Genomic DNA, 19,082 nt, shown 5'->3' with positions numbered 1-19,082 from the left:
TTCAGTACGTGTGGAAGCCGCGGCCGGTCTTGCGGCCGAGGTGGCCGGCTTCGACCAGCCGGGAAAGAGACGGCGGGGCGGCGTAGAGGGGCTGCTTGAACTCGTCGTGCAGCGCGGCCGCGATGGCGGCGACGACGTCGAGGCCGATCAGGTCGGCCAGCCGCAGCGGGCCCATCGGGTGCGCGCAGCCGAGTTCCATGGCGCGGTCGACGTCTTCGGCGGGGCAGTACCCGGTGTCGACCATGCGGATCGCCGCGAGCAGGTACGGGATCAGCAGGGCGTTGACGACGAAGCCGCTCTGGTCGGCGACGGTGATCGGCTGCCGGTCCAGGGTGTGCTCGGCGAAGGCGGTCACCCGCTCGGTCACGTCGCCCGTGGTGGACAGCGCGGGGACGACCTCGACGAGCCGCAACGCCGTGACGGGGTTGAAGAAGTGCAGGCCCAGCACGCGTTCCGGCCGGCTGGTCGCGGCGGCGAGCCGGGTGATCGCGATGGCCGAGGTGGTGCTGGCGAGCACGGTGCCGTCGCCGGCGATCTTGTCCAGGGTGGCGAAGAGGCCGAGCTTGAGCTGCTCGTCCTCGGGGATCGCCTCGATGACGAGGTGCCGGTCGCCGAGTTCGGCCAGGTCGGTGCCGACGGTGATCCGGGCCAGCGCGGCGTCGCGCTCGGCGGCCGTCAGCTTGCCCTTCTCGACGCGGCGGCCGAGCGACGCGGCGATCCGCGCCGGGGCGGCGGTCAGGGACGACTCCCGGGACACCGCCAGCCGGACGTCGAGCCCCCGGGTCGCGCAGAGCTCCGCGATCCCGGCACCCATCGTGCCCGAGCCGACCACGCCGACCCGGGTGATTCCGTTCGCACCCACTTGTTTCCCCGCATTCTGCCGTGCCGCCGCATTCGCGGCAGCGCGTGAAGGAGCTGTCCAGTTCGAGAACGAAATGTCCGTTCGTTCTCCCGAAAGGGCTGTTCCGGGCTCGGCCGGAACCCGTTCACGCCGATGTCCGGGCGCGGTTCGCACCGCACCGAATTCCGTCGTGGTACCCCCGTGCCCCGGTTACTTCACCCCAGCCGTGGCGTTCGCCAGTCTGCCCATGGCGGGTGCCGCGGCGCCATGGGGGCGGCTCCCCCAACTTCTTCCCGGGCCTCGCGGATTTCCCGCGAACAGGGCGAATCCCGCCTGTTCAGCAGGCCAGGGCTCCTGGCCTGGACCACTCCTGCGGCCTGCGTCACGGTGTCCGGCGGGCCGCGGGAGCGCCCGGTGGGTGTCAACCTCCGAACGGACGATTCCCGGAGTCCACCCTTCCCTCCCGTCCGCCGGGGAAACCTGGGGGAACCCGCCCCATCGCGCGACGAAAGGCGGGCAAGTGAATTCCAGCATTCGGTCCCGGTTGGCGTTGTCACCGCTGTCGTGTATCCCCTATGAGGGGGCCGAAGACCTGGGGGAACCATTCGATGCGTGAATACGATTATTCCGATGATCATGCCTTTTTCGCGGCATGCTGATCCGCTCGCCGGAGCTGGTCAGCCGGGAGGCGGAGCTGCGGGAGCTGACCACGGCCTTCGACGGCGCGCTGGCCGGGCGCGGTGGTGCGGTGTTCCTCGCCGGGGAAAGCGGGATCGGCAAGTCCCGGCTGGCCCGTGAGGTGGCCGCGGCGGCGGCCGGCCGCGGTGCGCGGGTGCTGCGCGGGCAGGGCAGCTCGGTCGGGCCGGTGGTGCCGTTCCGGCCGCTGGCCGAAGCCCTGTTCTCGCTGACGCGGGACACCGAACCCGTCGACGTCGGCGAGCTGGGCCCGTACCTGCCGGCGCTGGGCGTGCTCGTCCCCGACTGGCGCACGGTCGCGGAGGGTGCCCCGGCGCCGCCGCTGCTCGTCATCGCCGAGGCGGTGGTGCGGCTGCTGACCGTGGTCGGCCGGGCCGGCGGCTGCGTGCTGCTCCTCGACGACCTGCACGACACCGACGCGGAGACGCTGTTCGTGCTGGAGTACCTGGTCAACAACCTGCAGTCCGCCCGCGTGCTGCTGATCGGCACGCTGCGCGACGACCCTTCGGACGCCTGGGACATCGCGCGGTCGGCGGCCCGCCGCGGCGGCTGCGTCCTGCGCCGGCTGCACCGGCTCGGCCCCGGTGCCGTGCACGACGTCGTCGCGGCGTGCCTCGGGACGGACCGGGCGCGCGTCCCGGCCGAGACGGCCACCCACCTGTGGCAGCTCAGCACCGGGATCCCGTTCCTGGTCGAGGAGCTGTTGCACGAGCTGGTCCACGACCGGCTGCTGACCGAGCGCCCCGGCGGCTGGCACCTCGCGGACACCGGCACCGTGCCCGCGGCGCTGGCGGGCAGCGTCGCCACCCGGATGGCCCGGCTCGGGCCCGAGGGGGCCGGCCTGCTGGCCATCGCCGCGGTGCTCGGTTCCCGCTTCGCCGCCCCGGTGGTGCAGCGGGCCGCCGGGGCCGACGACCGTGCGGTCGCGGCGTTCCTCGACGCGGCCGTCGACGCCCAGCTCGTCGAACCGGACCGGGCGGCCCTCGGCTGGTACGCGTTCGGGCACCCGCTGACGGTCGAGGCGGTGCTCGCGCAGCTCGGGCCGGTCCGGCGGGCGGAACTCGCGCGGCTGGCCGCCGACGCCACCGAGGTGCTGTACCCCGGTCTGCCCGGCGAGTGGTGCGCCCGGGCCGCGGAGCTGCGGCAGCTCGCGGGCGACCGCGCCGCGGCCGGGCGGCTGTTCGCCGACGCCGGGCGCCGGGCCCTGGAGACCGCGGCGGCGGGGGCCGCGGTCACCCTGCTCGGCCGCGCCGACGCGCTGCTGACCGACAGTCCCGACCTGCCGCTGCGCGGGTTCGTGCTGGAGTCGCTGGTCTTCGCGCTCGGCGAAACCGGGCGAACGGACCGCGCTTTCGCTCTGGCGGCCCGGTTTTCGGAGGTCGGGCTGTTCGACCGGGCGGCGGTGCTGCACGCCCGGCTGGCCTGGGCCGCCCGCCTGGCCGGCCGGACCGAAGACGCCCTGGCCCAGCTGACGGCGGCCCGCACCCGCCCCGGCTCCGACCGCCGGCGCGCGGCGATCGACGCGGTGCACGCACTCCTGCTGCTCGAAGCACCGGACCGAGAGGCCGAAGCCCGCCGGCTGGCCACGGCGGCGCTCGAACAGGCCGAGCGGCACGACGACCCGGTGGTGACGTGCCAGGCGTTGCTGGCGCTGGGCGTCCTCGAGCGAGACCCGGAGGAGGCCCGCCGCCACCTCGACCGAGCCCGGCAGCTGACGGAGTCCCGCCGGATGCCGTTGTGGCGCACGCATGTGTTGCTGCGGCTGGGAGAGCACTTGGCAGTGACGGAGGGGGACACGGGCGGTCTGGTGCTGGCCCGGCAGCAGGCGGAGCAGTCGGGGTCGGTGGCGGTGGCGCGGGCGGCCGACCTGGGGATCACGCTGCACGGGCTGGTGCTCGGGGGCGACTACCGCGGGGTCGAGCGGTGGCTGGCCGCGGGCTCTCGCTCCGGCTCGGGCGGAAACCAGGAGTCGGCTGACCTGCTCGCGGACCGGCCCTGCGGTCCCGACCACCACCCGGCTGCGGCGGGGCGCGGTCTCATCGCCGCCGAGCGCAACCTCGCCGGCAGCGGCGAGGGCGACCCCGCCGATTCGCGCCGCACCGCCGTCATCCGGGCCGTGTGTGCCGCCCACCAAGGCGACCGGCCGGGCATGGCCGAAGCGATCGCCGAAGTCCGGGCCGCCCACGGCGACCACCACCCCGACCTCGCCCTCTGCCTCGGCCTCGCCCAGGCGTTCTGCGCCTTGCTCGAGGAGGACCGCGACCGAGCCCGCCGCGATCTCAAACTCGCCCGGCAATCCGCCGGCTCCCCGCTCGCCGGGCACCACGGCCTCGCCCTCCTCCTGGACGTCCTCGCCGGGGACCTCACGCCGGACGACCTGGCCGTGGCGACCGCGAACCCCGCGAGCCGGCTCCGGTGGAACCGGCAGTTCGCCGCCCTCGCGCAGGCCGTCTCGCACGGCCGGCGGGGCGATGCCGCCGGGGCGGAAGCCGCCGCGAAGGAAGCGCGGGAAGCCGCCTATCCCTACCGGATGGCCGCGCACCTCGGGGCCCGGCTCGCCGCCGAAGCCGCGCTCGCCGATGGCTGGGGTGAGCCCGTCCCGTGGCTGCGGGCGGCCGAGGAGTACTTCCACGACGCGGCCGTCCCGGGCGTCGCCGGGGCGTGCCGGGCCCTGCTGCGGCGGGCCGGGGAATCCGTCCGGCAGCGCCGGCCCGGCCTCCACCACCTCCCGCGCGAGCTGCGCGACGCCGGCGTCACCGTCCGCGAATACGACGTCTTCCGGCTCCTGGCCCACCGCCTCGGCAACACCGACATCGCCCGGCGCCTGCTGATCTCCCCCAAGACGGTGGAAAAGCACGTGTCCAGCCTGATGACCAAGACGAAACTGCCCGACCGCGTGACGCTGTTCGACTACGCGGCAACCCTCGACACCTGAGTCCTTTGTGGACTCAGCCGACGATCCGCCGGAACTCCGCCCGCTCCCGGCGGGACAACGGCACCCTCAGCGGGTCCGCCGGACGCGGCACCGGCACGGCCACGCCGGGTTCGAACGGCGGGACCGGCGGCACCAGCACCCACCCGAACCCGGTGAACGCCCGGATAAGCGCGTCGACCATCCGCTTCATCGTGCACCCCTTCCGCCGTCGGGACATTCTCGGCGCCGGGAGCCCGCGGTCCCAGTGCGTCCACATCCTGAAAGCAGGTGCGCGCCGGGCCGGGCACCGGATAGCTGTGGACCATGACTTCTCGCAGCCTGCACGTCGCGGTGGAGGTCGACGGCGACGGCGCGGTCGCCGACGTCGTCACGACCGCCGAACGCGGCGGCTTCACGTTCGTCACCTTCGACGACTCCCCCGTCGGCGGCCCGCGGATCGAGGCGACCACCCGCGCCGCCTACGTCTCGACCCTGACCGACCGGATCGGGCTCGCGCCGACCGTGAACGTCACCACGGCCGAGCCGTTCCACCTGGCCGCGCAGCTGGCGAGCCTCGACCACGCTTCGCACGGGCGCGCCGCCTGGGTCGTCGGCGCCGACAGCTCGGCCGAGGCCCTCGCCACCGTCGGCGGGTCGCGGCTCGACCCGGACGCGCTGCACCACGAAGTCGCCGACGTCGTCGAGGTCGTGCGGCGGCTGTGGGACTCCTGGGACGACGACGCCGTCATCAAGGACGTCGCCACCGGCCGGTACCTCGACCCGGACAAGGTGCACCACGTCGACTTCACCGGCACGCGGTTCTCGGTCAAGGGCCCGCTGATCACGCCGCGGCCGCCGCAGGGCCGGCCCGTCGTGCTGGCTCCCGACACGCTGGCCGAAGCCGCCCGCCCGGACGTCGTGCTCGTCGGCGGCGCCGGCCTCGACGACGTCCGCACCCGCGCCCGGCGCGCCCGGGAGACCGGCGCTCCGCTGGTCTTCGCCGAGATCGAGGTCGCACTCGGGGGCGGCACGCGCAGGCCGCACGGGGATCGCCTGCGCTACACCGGATCCGCGCCCGGCCTCACCGAACTGCTGGGCTGGCTGGCCACCAGCGTCGACGGCGTCCGGCTGCACCCCGCCGTCCTCGCGACCGACCTGCCGGTGCTGGCCGGTGAAGTGCTGCCCGCGCTGCGCACCGAAGGCCTGCTCACCCCGCCGGAGCCGGGCGCCACCTTGCGCACCTCGCTCGGTCTCGCCCGGCCGGCGAGCCTGTTCGCGGCCGGCGGTGCCGCATGAGCGCGCGGCTGCACCTGGGCGTGTTCTACACCGGCGTCGGCCCGCACTACCTGTGGGACGACCCGTCGAACGCGCCGCACACCGAGATCGAGACGTACGTCTCCGTCGCGCGGACGCTGGAACGCGGCCTGTTCGACGCCTTCTTCCTCGGCGAAGGCCTGCGGGTGCGGGAGAACCGCGGCCGCGTCCACGCCCTCGACGTCGCCGGCCGCCCGGACGCGATCACCCAGCTGAGCGCGCTGGCCGGGGCCACGACCCGGATCGGGCTGGTCGCCACGCAGAACACCACGTACAACTTCCCCGCCGACCTCGCCCGCCGGCTGTCCTCTTTGGACTACCTGTCCGGCGGCCGGGCCGGCTGGAACATCGTCACCACCGACAACGCCTGGACCGGCGCCAACTTCCGCCGGGGCGGCTGGCTGGCACACGAGCGCCGCTACGAGCGGGCCGAGCAGTTCGTCGAGGCCGCGCTGGCGCTGTGGTCCGGGACCGGCCTCGTGGCCCGCCACACCGACCTGGTGAGCCTGCGCGCGACGCCGACGGTGCCGCCGAGCCCCCAGGGCCGGCCGGTGCTGTTCCAGGCCGGGGACTCCCCCGGCGGCCGCGAACTGGCGGCGAAGTACGCGGACGTCGTCTTCTCGGCGAACACCGCCTACGACAAGGCCGTCGCCTACGCCGAGGACCTCCGTGCGCGGCTTGCCCGCCACGGCCGGCCCGCCGACGCGGTGCGGATCCTGCCGGGCGCGACCGTCGTCCTGGGCGACACGCCGGCCGACGCGGCCGAACGCGCCGAGGACATCCGGCGCCGGCAGATCACGCCCCAGCGCGCGCTGGCGTTCCTCGAGCAGTACTGGGGGCAGGACCTGTCGGCGTACGACCCGCACGGCCCGCTGCCGGACGTCGAGCCCGCCGAGGGCGAGCTGGACCCGTCACGCGGGACGATCTCGATCGCGGACCGGACGGGCAAGCTCGACCGGATCCGCCGGTGGCGCGAGCTGGCCGAGGCGAAGAACCTGTCGATCCACCAGCTCGTCCTCGAGGTCCAGCCGCGGCAGCACGGCTTCGTCGGCACGCCGGGCCAGGTCGCCGACGAATGGGCGCGGTACGTGCGGACGCGGGCGGTGGACGGGTTCAACCTCAGCCCGCACCTGGTCCCGGCCGCGCTGGACGACGTCGTCGACCGGCTGGTCCCGGAGCTGCAGGAGCGCGGCGTGTACCGGACGGAGTACGAAGGCACGACCCTGCGGGAGCACCTCGAACTGCCGTGACGCTACTTCTCGTGCAGCTCGATGGCGTTGCCCGAGGGATCGGCGAGGAAGGACTGGCGCGCCGCGCCGACCGGCGCGGGATCGCTGACCTCGAACCCGCTGTCGCGCAACCGCCGGACCTCGGCGTCGAGATCGTCGACGAGCACGGCGAAGTGCTGGCCCCGCGAAGGTCCCGGCGCCCCGGCGACGAGGTGCAGCTGCTGGTCGCCGACGTCCAGCCAGGCCCCGGGCCCGAGGTTCCCGGGACGGGCTTCGGAGAGCCGGAAGCCGAGCACCCGGGTGTAGAAGCCGACCGCCGCTTCGAGGTCGTCGACGACGACCGCCACGTGGTGGATCGCTGTCATGACGGGGTTTCCGTTCTGCGGACGGCATTACCGGACCGTTCCGGCACGGTAGCGAGGCCGTCGTCCTCGGGTCAAGGCAAGGGCAGTGCCGTCACTCGCCGCGGGGCAGGCGAATCCTGATCGGCCCTCGCCACGCGCCGTCCGGGTCGAGCGGCCGGCCCCGCTGGGTGAGCTCCACCCGGCCGGCCCGGGCGAGCTCCCGGGCCGACTCTCGCGCGTCCGGCAGCAGCGGACGCCAGTCGGTGGCCACCGCTCGCGCCGCGTCCGACGGGCAGGTGCTGCGGTCCGCACCGCGCGCCGTGGCCAGCGCGAGGATCGCCGCCCGCAGCCGGTCGGCCGAGGTCTCGGCGGTCAACGCGACGCGGGCCTGCTCCGCGCCCGGGCCGCCGCCGTCGCGGGTCCGCTCCAGTTCCCGCCGCGGTCCGGCCCGATCGGTCATGCCGCCAGCCTCGCACGACGCCCTCAGTGCGTCTCGGTGGAATACCCGCCGTCGATCGCGAAGTTCGCCCCGGTGATGTTGCCGGCCACCCGGTCGCTGGCCAGGAAGACCGCGAGGTTCGCGACCTCGGCGGGCTGGGTGAAGCGGCCGGTGACCGCGTGGGCCGCGGCTTCTTCGGCGACCGACTCCGGGTTCGCGCCGGTGGTGGCCGCGATCGTTTCGGCGACGCCGCCGGTGCCGAGCCACAGCTTCGTCGCGACCGGGCCCGGGTTGATCGCGTTGGCGCGGATGCCGTGCGGGCCGAACTCCTTCGACACCGACTTCGTGAAGTTGACCAGCGCCGCTTTCGCCGCGCTGTAGTCGATGACGCCGGGGTCGGGCAGGCTCGCGTTGATCGAGGCGATCGTGACGATGCTGCCGCGGCCGGCCGTCACCATCGCCGGCAGCACGGCGCGCGTGGCCCGGACCGCGCTGACGAGGTTCAGCGTCAGCGACCGGGCCCACTCGTCGTCGGTGACCAGCAGGAACCCGTTCGTCCGCGGCGTGACCGCGCCGACGTTGTTGACCAGGATGTCGATCCGCCCGAACTCGGTCAGGGCCAGCTCCGCGAGCCGCCCCGGCCCGTCGGCGGTGCCGAGGTCCACCGCCAGGGTGTGCGCCTTCCCGGCCCGGACGAGGACGTCGAGGTCCGGCCCGGGGTCGCGGGCGCCGGCCACGACGTGCACCCCCTCGGCGGCGAGGGTCTGCGCGACGGCCAGCCCGATGCCCCGGCCGGCCCCGGTGACGACGGCGACCGCGCCGTCCAGCCCGAGGTCCACCCGCCTAGATCCCCTGCTCGCGCAGCCAGCCGAGCACGGCGTCGGCGACGTCGCGCCAGCCGCTGTCGACCGTGAGCGAATGGCCCCGGCCCTCGAACTGCTTCAGCTCGGTGACGGCGGTGGAGTCCCGGTACTGCTTGAGCGTCGAGCGGGTGACCACGTCCGGGACGGTGTGGTCGGCGGTGCCGGAGATCAGCAGCAGCGGGCCGCGGTCCTCGCGGTCGGTGTCGACCTTCGCCTGGGAGTGCATCACGAAGTTGGCCGCCGCGGCCTGGAAGAGCGGCCGGGCCGGCGACGGGATCGTCCAGCGCCGGTAGAGCTCCGACGACTCCTCGTCGGGCAGCGCGTTGCCGAAGCCGAACCGGAACTCCTTCTCGGTCAGCGAAACGGCCCGGTGCAGGTTGGCGGGATTGCCCAGCGCCGGCAGCCCGGCGCGCAGCTGTGCCAGCGGCAGCGGCAGGACGCCCTTGATCTGGGCGGGGTCGATGGCGACGCCGGCGAGGCCGATGCCCTGGCCCAGCAGCTTCTCGGTGATCAGGCCACCGAAGGAGTGGCCGATGAGCACCGGCGGCCGGGGCAGGTCCGCGATGATCGAGGCGAAGTGGCCGGTGGCGTCGTCGATGCTGATGTCCGCGACGGCGTCGGGGTTTTCGCGGGCCTGTTCGACGGTTTCGGGCTCGTGCGGCCAGCCCGGGGCGACCGGCTCGTAGCCGGCCGCCCGGAAGTGGTCGATCCAGGGGTTCCACGAGGTGGCGTGCAGCCACAGGCCGTGGATGAACACGACAGGGGTGCCCGGGTCGGCCATCGGATCCTCCAGTTCACGGGGACTTTCCCGAAGCCAACACGAACCGCGGCCCCGGCGTCCAAGACCCGTTGGGTGTGCATCGATAGCCGTGGTGGCATCGTTGGCGCACTGCCTCACTCCCTTCGCGGCCGCGGCTGGTCGGCAGGATCTCTGGTCTCGTGGCCGTGCTGATCTTTGCTCGCCGATTTCCGCCGGTACGGCGGCTGACAATGCCGCTGCTGGTGGTCGGGGTGAGGCTGCTGACGTACGTGGGCCCGTGGTGGCGGGTGTCGCGGTGACCGGTGACGGGGTGGCCGCGCTGGGGATGTTGCGGCTACGCGTCCGGCTCCGACGGGCGCCGGCGCTCGGCATGGTGATGGTGACGGCAGGGTGGGTAATGCTGGCGGTGGATTCCGCCAGGCATGCACGCCAGAGGCAGCAGGAACTGGATGAAGCGGTGGCCCGGATCTTGCCCCGGACTCCGACGCGTATGGTCAACTTCCTGGTCGAACGCATCGCCCGACCGTCACCGGCCGCCATCGCCGACGCGTGTTTCGTCTTCGCCCCACCGCAACTCGCCGACGCTCGACACGTGCCGGACTGTCCGGCCGCGATTCGTGCGATGGCCGCAGAGGTGACGGCAGCGGGCGACTACACGCAAACCCGGGCCACAGATCGGGTGGTTGACGCTTGCGCAGCAACGGGCAAGGGCACCCGATCGTCGGCCATCGCCCATGCTGAGTCAAACGGCCGTGCAGTGGCCATGACGTGACGATCGGTCCTTTCTTTCCTTGAACACATCATTCAACTCGAGTCCAAATGTCAGTGCTCTTGTTATGCGGCCAATAGATCGTAACCGTATTGCGCCCCATCCCTGTTACAACGCCCGTGTAACTTGAGCCAACGATCGACATCATCTGAGTGTACACCTTATCGAGAACATTCGAAACGCCGTTCTCCGCGCGCCCGAATTGGAGCTTGAATAGTATCTTATCGCCTTCATTCTCTATGAACCACAAGCCTGCCGTACGAGGCAGCAGTGCGCGAAATAGGGCATACCTCTTCGGCGCGCTCAACCATGCCCCCGAGAAGGAGCAGTCCTCGTTTAGGTCGAAAAAGAACTCGCCTTCTTTGTCGTTTACAAGCCTCCACTGCCCAACCAAACTTGCCCTATTGGCAAACTTACCCAAGTCCTTGTTCTCGAACACTTTATCTAGCCTTCCATTCTGTCGCCACCTCGTGCCGACACCCCGAACGGCAACACCTGGCAATAGGAGTGCCCACCTGAAGCAGACCTTTTGATGATTCCAATCTCGACTCTCGCTATAGGCACAGGCGCGCACCCCGAGTTGAAACCGTGCACGCCAGCTGAGCGCGGCGCGCCACATGTTTCTCACTGAAGCCCAGGTCGATCACTGCAACAAAAGGCAAGAGTGTCGAAACGACCAAATGGCAGCAACCCAACGTCCAACTTCCTTTACTCAAAAGGATCGCAGGTAGATACAAGTCCCTAACCTTTGGCCGAAACTCCTTTTCTTGCGGAATTTGTCAGCCTTGACACCTGAAGGAGAGTGTACGCCAGAAGTACTGATCTTGAATCACCAGTGAACCGGTTAGCCTAATCGGCGGTTTACATCTTGCGTCGGCTCGCTGAATCCATTCAAGATCAACGTTCACTGCTGCGCATTAGAGCAGGCCGGGGCCACCGATGTTGATCGGTAGCCCCGGCATGGTGCGTGTTGCTCTCCGGTACTCAGGTTGCGCGGAAGTGATGAGAGTCGGCGGGCAACCGTTCTGCGCCCGCCGATGATTCGAGTTCCCAAGTGCCCGCCAGGCATGGTCGACATGTACGAATCCGAGCCGCCGCCACCGCTACCTCACTCTGGCGTGACGCTGCGTCCTCCCGGTCGGCAAGCGGCAGATCCCCAGCAACCAGGGCTGTCGACGAGCGCTCCTCATGCGGTGCTGAAAGTCGCCGCCCTGCGTAACGGGCGCCCGGCATCGGCGGAATCACAAGGAGCAGATGCCCTGACCCGTGGCGGCGCACGGCAGGATGGAGTGGCACAGCAAGCCTGTCCGCTCTGGTGATCGTTTCGCCAGCGTCGGCTGGCCACGACGGGGCTGGGAGTGGCTATGACGGATCACGGCAGGTCAGCGCTTGATCTTGAGCGCATCAGAAGATTCGTGGTTGTCGCCGACGAGCTGCACTTCGGGCGCGCCGCCACCAAGCTCTTCATCAGCCAGCCGGCGCTGTCCAAGCAGATCCGCCGGCTCGAAGCCGACGTCGGCGCGCCCCTGCTGGTGCGTGACAGCCGGCACGTCGCGCTGACCCCGCGGGGCGAGCGGTTCCTGCACCACGCCCGGCAGCTGCTGGCCACCGCCGACCAGATGCTGCGCGAACCCGCGCCGGATCACCTGCGGATCGCGCACATCTTCGAACTGGACACCAGCCGGGTCGTCGCCGATGCGTTCGTCGCCGCCCATCCCGGCGTCCGGCTCGTCCAGAGCCAGATGGACAGCGCCCGCCAGCTCGGCGCGCTGCTCGAGGACCACCTCGACGTCGCGGTCCTCCGCGTCACCACCGCCCTGAAGGCCGACTTCCCGGCCGGCTGGCGCCACGCCCTGCTCCGGCTCGAGCCGTTCTGGCTGGTCGGGCGCCCGGGTGACCCGAGCCGGCCGGCGGCGTCGGTGCACGAGCGGCCCCTCGAGGTCTTCGCGGACGGGCCCGGCACGGCGCTGTACAACGTGCACGGCCGGTACCTGAGCTCGTGGGAGCAGCACACCGGCGTCGCCCTGCGCTGGCTGGGCAACCCCGGCACGTTCGACACCTGCCACGCCGCCGTCAGCCGCGCGCGCGACAGCGCCTTCCTGCTCGAATTCGACAGCTACGCCCGCCGCTACGCCGACCGCGGCCTGCCGATCCACCGGCCCCGGGAGCTGCAGCCGGTCTACCCGTGGTCACTCGCGTGGCGTGACGGCGAGCCGCCGGAAACCGTCCAGGCCTACCTGCGGATCGCGCGGGAAACCGCCGAGCAGCGCGGCTGGCTGCACCCCGAACGCGCGGATACCGCGCCCTTGTGGGTCCCGCCCGAAGACCTGACCACCGCTTAAGCACCGCGTCCTCGCGCCGGGAAAGAACAAGACTGTTCTTCGGCGATTTCGCCGGGCACCCTCGACGGCACCGACCTGGGGGAGAACGCCTGTGACCGGCGAAGACCGTGAGCTCGAACGCGAACGTGACCACGTGGCGGGCCTCTACGCCCGGGTGGACGCCCTGCGCGAGACGGCGGTCGCGCGCTCGGCGACCGATGATCAGGAGGCGGCCGCCGTCTGGCGGGCGGAGGTGGCCCGGCTCGGCTCGGTCGAGCAGGGGCTGTGCTTCGGGCGGCTCGATCTGGACGACGGCCGGCGCGCCTACATCGGCAGGCTCGGCCTGTTCCGCGACGACGACGGCGAGCCGCTGCTGGTCGACTGGCGTGTCCCGGCCGCCCGGGCGTTCTACACCGCGACGGCCGCCGCTCCCCAGGGCGTGCGGCGACGGCGGCGCATCACCACCCGGGGCCGCACGGTCGTCGCGCTCGACGACGAACTGCTGGCCGGCGACGCCGGCGACGACGCCCTGGTCGGCGACGCGGCGCTGCTGGCGGCAGTCACCGCGGAGCGCACCGGGCGGATGCACGACGTCGTCACCACCCTGCAGGCCGAACAGGACCGGGTCATCCGGCACGAGACCGGCGGCGTGCTCGTCGTCGAGGGCGGTCCCGGCACCGGCAAGACCGCCGTCGCCCTGCACCGGGTCGCCTACCTGCTCTACACCCGGCCGCACCTGCGCACCCGCGGTGTCCTGGTCGTCGGGCCCAGCCGGCTGTTCCTCGGCTACATCGGCCAGGTCCTCCCCGGCCTCGGCGAGCACAGCGTCGTCACGGCCACCCTCGCCGAGCTGCGGCCGGGCACCGAAGTCAGCCGATCGGACCCGCCGGAGATCGCCGCGGGCAAGGGGCGGGCGGTCATGGCCGGACGGCTGGCCGACGCGGTGCGAGCGCGGGTCCGGACCCCGGACAACCCCATCGACGTCGAGTTCGAGCAGCAGACGCTACGGCTCGACCCGGCCACGTGCGCCCGCGCCGCGGCCGAGGCCGGGCGGACCCGGCTCCCGCACAACCCGGCCCGGCTGGTCTTCCAGCGCCACGTCGTCGAGGTGCTCGCCCGGCGGCTCGTCGAGGACCTGGAGGCGATCGTGCTCACCGACACCGGCGAAGCGATCGACGGCGGCAGCCCGGACGGCCGGCTCGGCGAAGCCGACCTGCGCGCGCTGGCCGCCGCGGGTGTCATCGTCGACGACCACGACGGACCGCGAACCGTGCTCGACGAGACCGCCCGCACCGGCCTGCGGCAGTCCCTGCTCGCCGACCCCGCCGTCCAGGCGACCCTCGACGCGCTGTGGCCGCCGCTGACCCCGGAGCAGGTGGTGGCCGACGTCCTCGGCGAGCAGCCCGGCTGGAGCGCCGCGGACGTCCCGTTGCTGGACGAAGCCGCCGCCCTGCTCGGCGACGGCACCGCGGTGTACGGGCACGTCGTCGTCGACGAGGCCCAGGAACTGTCCGAAATGGACTGGCGGATGGTGGTGCGCCGGTGTCCCACCCGGTCGATGACCCTCGTCGGGGACCTCGCCCAGACCGGGAGCCCGGCCGGCGCCGGCTCGTGGGACGACGTGCTGCGGCCGCACGTGCGGGACCGCTGGCACCTCGCCCGGCTCAGCGTCAACTACCGCACGCCCGCCGAGATCATGGCCGCCACCACCGACCTGGTCACGGGCGTGACGCCGCCCCGGTCGGTCCGCTCGACCGGCGAGCCGCCCTGGCGCCTCGGCACCACCCGCGCCGAGCTGCCCGCCGTCGTCGCCGAACTCGCCGCGGCGCACACCACCGGCCGGCTCGCGATCATCACCCCGGAGAGCCTCGGCGCGGAGATGCGGATCACTCCGCACCCGGACCTGACCGGCCGGGTCGTGGTCCTCACCCCCGGTCAGGCCAAGGGTCTGGAGTTCGACTCGGTCCTCATCGCCGACCCGGCCGCGATCCTCGAAGCCCCCCTCGGCCGCCACGACCTGTACGTCGCCATGACCCGGGCCACCCGCCACCTCGGGATCGTGCACCCCGGCGAACCCCCCGGCCGAGCTGCTCAGAGTTCCCCCGCGCGCTCGTACAGCGCCCGCACGGGATCGGTGAACGCGGCCCCGCTGAGGTCCGTGGTCACGCCGTCCTCGGTCATCGTCCCCCGGCTCGTGACGCTGAAGATCGTGCCCCGGCCGGTGGCGGGGTCGAAGCCGCGCAGCCACGGGCCGCCGCTGGAGCCGCCGGCGAGGTCGCAGTCGGTGTTCCAGGTCGTGGTGACCGAGTTCGCCTCGAGCGTGGCCGGCCGGGCGCACGAGAACAGCGCCTCGCCACCGGCCGCCCGGGAAACCGGGTAGCCGAGCATCGTGGTGTCCACAGGGGACGGTGGCCGCTCGAACGAGACGTCCTGGGTGCCCGCGACGTCGGCGACGTGCCGGCCATCGACCGGGTCCAAGGCGAGCACCGCGTCGTCGTCCGTGCCGCTCGTGGGGCCGGAATACGTGTTCGACCAGGCGAAGGCCCGGACCGGGAACACGCCGTGCGGCGCCTTCCCGTGGTCGTAGCCCGGGACGAACACGACGTTGACGATCTTGATCGGGTTGTCGAACCGGTCCAGGCCGCCGTTGACGCAGTGCCCGGCGGTGAGCGCGACGTCCTTGGTGGCGCTGGGAACCACGGTCGCGGTGCAGGACTCGTCGACGCCGGGTACGGCGGTGAAGAACAGCCGCCCGACGCCCGCCGGGACCGGCCCCGGCCATTCCCGGCCGATCTTCTCGGCCGGGGGAAGGGAGTCGTCGCCCACCCACTGCCGCATCCGCTCCGGCGTCCAGTGGGCGAGCGCGGCGGCCCGGTCCGCGGCGCTCACCCGGGTCACCACCAGGTCGTCGGCCGCGCTCGCCGGGGCGGCCACCACCACCAGCGCGGTGGCGACGGCGACGGCGACGAGTGAAGCGGCGACCCGGGAACGCGGTTTGGTGATCATGAACAGGAGACGCGCGGACCGCCGGTGAGGTTCAGTCGGCGACGACGATGACGTGCAGGGTCCGCGGCCCGTGCACGCCTTCCACCCGGGTCAGCTCGATGTCGCTGGTGGCGCTCGGCCCGCTGATCCACGTCTGCGGGCGCGCCGGGTCGAGGGCGGCCACGGCCTGCGGCACGCCCGGCACGATCTGGTCCTCGCGCACGACGCACACGTGCACGTCCGGCACCAGGCTCAGCGCGCGCCGCCCCTGGCCGGGGCCGTGGTCGAGCACGATCGTGCCGGTGGTCGCGATGCCGAGCGCGGCCGTGGTGACGACGGCGTCGAACTCGGCGAGCTCCCCTTCGCCGCCGCCGACGTCGACCGGAAACCCTTCGGGCACCAGGACTTTCCGCGCCGTCCCCAGCGCGGCGCGGACGGCGCCGGGCAGCTCGGCGGTGGTGCAGCGGGTGAGGGCCGCGCGGTAGTCGACCACGCGCTCGGCGAACAGCTCGACGACGTCCGCGGCCGCGACGGACCGGTAGCCGCGCGGGACCGCCGCTTCGGCCCGGTCCGCGTCGCGCAGTGCGCCACGGACCGCGGCCAGGATCTCCTCGCGTGCGGTCACCGCTTCCGCCACCAGGCGCGGAACGACTCGCGCGGCGGGGCCGGGAGGTCACGGGCGTTCGTCCACACCGAACCGGGCCACGGCAGCCGGGAGACGCCACGACGGCCGCCCGGCAGCACCCGCCGGCCGAAGCGGGTCAGCACGCGGTTCGCGATGCCGAGCCCGCGTTCGGCCAGGCCCAGCCGCCGCGCGTCGGACAGCACCCAGGCCGCCGATTTCATCGCCACCGCCTCGGGTTTCGGCGGTCCGCCGCGATGCGCGTCCACCACCTGGGAGCGCAGGTGCACCAGGACCTCGGGGATGTCGATGCGCACCGGGCACGCCTCGAAGCAGGCGCCGCACAAGCTGGACGCGTACGGCAACGAGTCGGTCTGCTCGTCGACGCCGACGCCCTTGAGCAGCGGGTTGAGGATCGCGCCGATCGGGCCGGGGTAGACCGAGCCGTAGGCGTGCCCGCCGGTCCGCTCGTACACCGGGCAGACGTTCAGGCACGCCGAGCAGCGGATGCAGCGCAGCGCCTGCCGGCCGACCTCGTCGGCGAGCGCCCGGGTACGGCCGTTGTCGAGCAGCACCACGTGCATCTCCTGCGGCCCGTCGCCGGGCGTGACACCCGACCACGTCGAGGTGTAGGGGTTCATCCGCTCCCCCGTGCTGGAGCGCGGCAGGAGCTGGAGGAAGACGTCCAGATCGGCCCACGTGGGCACGACCTTTTCGATGCCCACCACCGAAACGAGCACCTCGGGCAGCGTCAGGCACATGCGGCCGTTGCCCTCGGATTCGACGACGACGAGGGTGCCGCTCTCGGCGACGGCGAAGTTCGCGCCCGAGACGGCCATCTCGGCCCGCAGGAACTTCTCCCGCAGGTGCAGCCGGGCCGCGCCGGCGAGCTCGGCCGGGTCGTCGGTGAGCCCGTCAGGCGCGGGCCGGCCCGCCGCGGCCATCTCGCGGCGGAAGATCTCCCGGATCTCCGCGCGGTTGCGGTGGATCGCCGGCACCAGGATGTGGCTGGGCAGGTCGTCGCCGAGCTGCACGATGAGCTCGGCGAGGTCGGTTTCCCAGGCGGTGACGCCGTGTTCGGCGAGGGCCTCGTTGAGGCCGATCTCCTGCGTCGCCATCGACTTGACCTTGACGACCTCGTCGACGTCGTGGTCCTTCGCGATGCGCGCCACGATGTCGCAGGCTTCCCGCGCGTCGCGGGCCCAGTGGACAGTCGCTCCCCTGGCCTGCAGGGCCGCTTCGAGCGTGAGCAGGTGCTCGTCGAGGCGGCGCAGGGTGTTGTCCTTGATCGCCGCGCCCGCGAGGCGCAGCTCCTCCCACTCGGCCACCTCGCCGACGACCGCCGCACGCTTGGCGCGGATCGTGCCGGTGGCGTGGGCGAGGTTGCGGCGCAGCTGCGTGTCGGCGAGCGCCTCCCGGGCCGCGGCCGGGAACGCGGGCATGCCGACGAACGTGGCGCTCACGCGTCCTCCTCGGTCGAAGCCAGCACGTCGGCCATGTGCAGCACGCGGACGCCGGACCGCTGCCGCGACAGCAGGCCGCCGATGTGCAGCAGGCACGAGTTGTCACCCGCGACCAGCACCTCGGCGCCGGTGTCCCGGACGTGCCGGGCCTTGTCCGCGCCCATCGCGGTGGACGTCTCGGCGTTCTTCACCGCGAACGTGCCGCCGAAGCCGCAGCACTCCTCGGCCGCGGGCAGCTCGACGAGGTCGAGCCCGCGCACTTCGCGCAGCAGCCGCAGGGGCTTGTCGGCGGCGCCGAGCATGCGCAGCGAGTGGCAGGTCGGGTGGTAGGTGACGCGGTGCGGGAAGTAGGCGGCCACGTCGGTGACGCCGAGGACGTCGACGAGGAACTCGCTCAGCTCGTAGACCTTCGGCCCGCTCTCGGCCAGTCGCGGATCACCGGCCCGGCGCGCGACCAGGCCGTGCTGGTGACGCGCCGAGCCCGCGCAGGAACCGGATGGCGTGACGATGTAGTCATAGCCCGCGAACGCTTGCGCGAAGGCGCGCACCACCGGCACCGCCTCGTCGAGGTAGCCGGTGTTGACCATCGGCTGGCCACAGCAGGTCTGCGCCTCGGGGAAGTCCGCGTCGACGCCGAGGCGGCGCAGCAGCCGGAACACCGCCTTGCCCGTGTCCGGGAACAGCGAGTCGTTGATGCAGGTGACGAGCACGGCGACCTTCATGCGTGCCCTCCGGATCGAAACGTTTCAATTCCCGTCCGGCGAAGCTACTACGCGAGCGTTGCTCAAGTCAACGCGGTCGATTTCTACGTTTCAACGGTGCCGAGCGGTGCGGCGGTGAACCCGGCGGCCTCGGCGAGCGCCACGAGGTCGCCGGCACGGGCGGCGGGCAGGAGCACGAGCGGGTAGCAGTCGGACTCGATGTCGAGCACCGCGAGGGCGGTGCCGGTCTCGCGCAGCCGGTCGCCCGCCGTCTCGAGGAATTCGTACGTCGGCAGCTCGCTCTCCCCCAGCGACGTCCACAGCTCGTCCGCCCGCGGCGCGGACCGCAAGGCCCGCAACTGCCCGGCGATCTCGTCGGGCGCTTCCTTCCAGTCGACCTCGGCCAGCAGGCCGTGCTCGGTGAGCGCGTCCACCAGCGCGATCCACGGCAGCAGCGGGAAGGGTTCGTCGATGCCGCGGTCGTCGAGCCGGTCGGCGTGCTCGCGCAGGTAGGCGTCCTGGTCGTCGAGGGCGGCCGCCGCGCGGGCGGCCACCTCCGGGGCGTCCGGCGCCAGCAGGGTGGCGACGGCCACGAGCGCGTCACGAGCCGGGGCAGTCATCGATGTCCTCCGCGGGGCAGGATGGGCGACCGGAGGATGATCGCACCTCGCCGCGGCGGGACGTCGCCGAGCCTCCGCTCCGCTGAGCGGAACCTCACCGGTTCAGACCAATTTCGCCCGGTCTGGATCGAGCAAGCACCCGCGGCCCTACCGCGCGAACCCGATCACGGGTGATCCTGCGCTCGGTCCCGCTCGAGCGAG

Annotated in this window: 17 protein-coding genes; 6 read left to right on the top strand and 11 right to left on the bottom strand. The window is 72.6% G+C overall.

Annotated elements, in window-relative coordinates; all coding sequences use genetic code 11:
* Nucleotide 1: 1 nt before the first annotated feature.
* Nucleotides 2-862: a 3-hydroxybutyryl-CoA dehydrogenase gene (locus QSK39_RS29490; RefSeq protein ID WP_285481097.1), complete on the bottom strand. Its 861-nt coding sequence runs from the start codon at nt 860-862 to the stop codon at nt 2-4.
* Nucleotides 863-1,493: 631 nt separating this feature from the next.
* On the opposite strand from QSK39_RS29490, the gene QSK39_RS29485 reads away from it, so the two are divergent.
* A complete protein-coding gene (locus QSK39_RS29485; protein ID WP_285481096.1) occupies nt 1,494-4,472 on the top strand; it encodes a helix-turn-helix transcriptional regulator in 2,979 nt (992 codons plus the stop codon).
* 13 nt (nt 4,473-4,485) lie between these two features.
* Here QSK39_RS29485 and QSK39_RS29480 read toward each other — a convergent pair whose 3' ends face one another.
* Nucleotides 4,486-4,653 (bottom strand): hypothetical protein, encoded by a 168-nt coding sequence (locus QSK39_RS29480; RefSeq protein ID WP_285481095.1) that lies wholly within the window; start codon nt 4,651-4,653, stop codon nt 4,486-4,488.
* Nucleotides 4,654-4,775: 122 nt separating this feature from the next.
* Here QSK39_RS29480 and QSK39_RS29475 point away from each other — a divergent pair, with 122 nt between their 5' ends.
* Entirely contained in the window at nt 4,776-5,747 is a 972-nt protein-coding gene (locus QSK39_RS29475) for an LLM class flavin-dependent oxidoreductase (protein WP_285481094.1), read from the top strand.
* Entirely contained in the window at nt 5,744-7,015 is a 1,272-nt protein-coding gene (locus QSK39_RS29470; protein WP_285481093.1) for an LLM class flavin-dependent oxidoreductase, read from the top strand. Before QSK39_RS29475 ends, QSK39_RS29470 begins: the two co-directional genes overlap by 4 nt.
* Nucleotides 7,016-7,017: 2 nt before the next feature.
* Here QSK39_RS29470 and QSK39_RS29465 read toward each other — a convergent pair whose 3' ends face one another.
* The 4 genes from QSK39_RS29465 to QSK39_RS29450 all read right to left on the bottom strand — a co-directional run bounded on the left by QSK39_RS29465 (nt 7,018) and on the right by QSK39_RS29450 (nt 9,421).
* Entirely contained in the window at nt 7,018-7,359 is a 342-nt protein-coding gene (locus QSK39_RS29465) for a VOC family protein (protein ID WP_285481092.1), read from the bottom strand.
* Between the two features lie 91 nt (nt 7,360-7,450).
* Entirely contained in the window at nt 7,451-7,798 is a 348-nt protein-coding gene (locus tag QSK39_RS29460; RefSeq protein ID WP_285481091.1) for a DUF3253 domain-containing protein, read from the bottom strand.
* Nucleotides 7,799-7,821: 23 nt separating this feature from the next.
* Nucleotides 7,822-8,616 carry an SDR family NAD(P)-dependent oxidoreductase gene (locus QSK39_RS29455; protein ID WP_285481090.1) on the bottom strand — a complete coding sequence of 265 codons (795 nt, stop codon included), beginning with the start codon at nt 8,614-8,616 and terminating at the stop codon, nt 7,822-7,824.
* Nucleotides 8,617-8,620: 4 nt separating this feature from the next.
* Nucleotides 8,621-9,421 (bottom strand): alpha/beta hydrolase, encoded by an 801-nt coding sequence (locus QSK39_RS29450; RefSeq protein ID WP_285481089.1) that lies wholly within the window; start codon nt 9,419-9,421, stop codon nt 8,621-8,623.
* 274 nt (nt 9,422-9,695) lie between these two features.
* Between QSK39_RS29450 and QSK39_RS29445 the strand changes: the two genes are divergently transcribed.
* On the top strand, nt 9,696-10,172 hold the full coding sequence (locus tag QSK39_RS29445) for a hypothetical protein (protein WP_285481088.1): 477 nt from the start codon (nt 9,696-9,698) through the stop codon (nt 10,170-10,172).
* Between the two features lie 28 nt (nt 10,173-10,200).
* Here QSK39_RS29445 and QSK39_RS29440 read toward each other — a convergent pair whose 3' ends face one another.
* Nucleotides 10,201-10,608: a hypothetical protein gene (locus QSK39_RS29440; protein ID WP_285481087.1), complete on the bottom strand. Its 408-nt coding sequence runs from the start codon at nt 10,606-10,608 to the stop codon at nt 10,201-10,203.
* Nucleotides 10,609-11,584: 976 nt separating this feature from the next.
* On the opposite strand from QSK39_RS29440, the gene QSK39_RS29435 reads away from it, so the two are divergent.
* Nucleotides 11,585-12,511 carry a LysR family transcriptional regulator gene (locus QSK39_RS29435; protein ID WP_502873318.1) on the top strand — a complete coding sequence of 309 codons (927 nt, stop codon included), beginning with the start codon at nt 11,585-11,587 and terminating at the stop codon, nt 12,509-12,511.
* 91 nt (nt 12,512-12,602) lie between these two features.
* Nucleotides 12,603-14,870, top strand: coding sequence for a HelD family protein (locus QSK39_RS29430; protein WP_285481085.1), 2,268 nt, complete (start codon nt 12,603-12,605; stop codon nt 14,868-14,870).
* Between the two features lie 657 nt (nt 14,871-15,527).
* Here QSK39_RS29430 and QSK39_RS29425 read toward each other — a convergent pair.
* The 4 genes from QSK39_RS29425 to QSK39_RS29410 all read right to left on the bottom strand — a co-directional run bounded on the left by QSK39_RS29425 (nt 15,528) and on the right by QSK39_RS29410 (nt 18,881).
* The gene (locus QSK39_RS29425) at nt 15,528-16,100 is read right to left on the bottom strand and encodes a LutC/YkgG family protein (RefSeq protein WP_285481084.1); all 573 of its coding nucleotides are present in this window, start codon (nt 16,098-16,100) and stop codon (nt 15,528-15,530) included.
* Nucleotides 16,097-17,539, bottom strand: coding sequence for a lactate utilization protein B (locus QSK39_RS29420; RefSeq protein WP_285481925.1), 1,443 nt, complete (start codon nt 17,537-17,539; stop codon nt 16,097-16,099). Before QSK39_RS29420 ends, QSK39_RS29425 begins: the two co-directional genes overlap by 4 nt.
* Before the next feature lie 17 nt (nt 17,540-17,556).
* Nucleotides 17,557-18,282, bottom strand: coding sequence for a (Fe-S)-binding protein (locus QSK39_RS29415; RefSeq protein ID WP_285481083.1), 726 nt, complete (start codon nt 18,280-18,282; stop codon nt 17,557-17,559).
* Between the two features lie 83 nt (nt 18,283-18,365).
* Nucleotides 18,366-18,881 carry a DUF6630 family protein gene (locus QSK39_RS29410; RefSeq protein ID WP_285481082.1) on the bottom strand — a complete coding sequence of 172 codons (516 nt, stop codon included), beginning with the start codon at nt 18,879-18,881 and terminating at the stop codon, nt 18,366-18,368.
* Nucleotides 18,882-19,082: the final 201 nt, after the last annotated feature.

Source organism: Amycolatopsis sp. NBRC 101858 (assembly GCF_030269325.1).
GTDB classification, from domain to species: Bacteria; Actinomycetota; Actinomycetes; order Mycobacteriales; family Pseudonocardiaceae; genus Amycolatopsis; species Amycolatopsis ponsaeliensis.
Note: the sequence above shows the minus strand (reverse complement) of the source record. Positions and strands in the feature narration are given on the sequence as shown.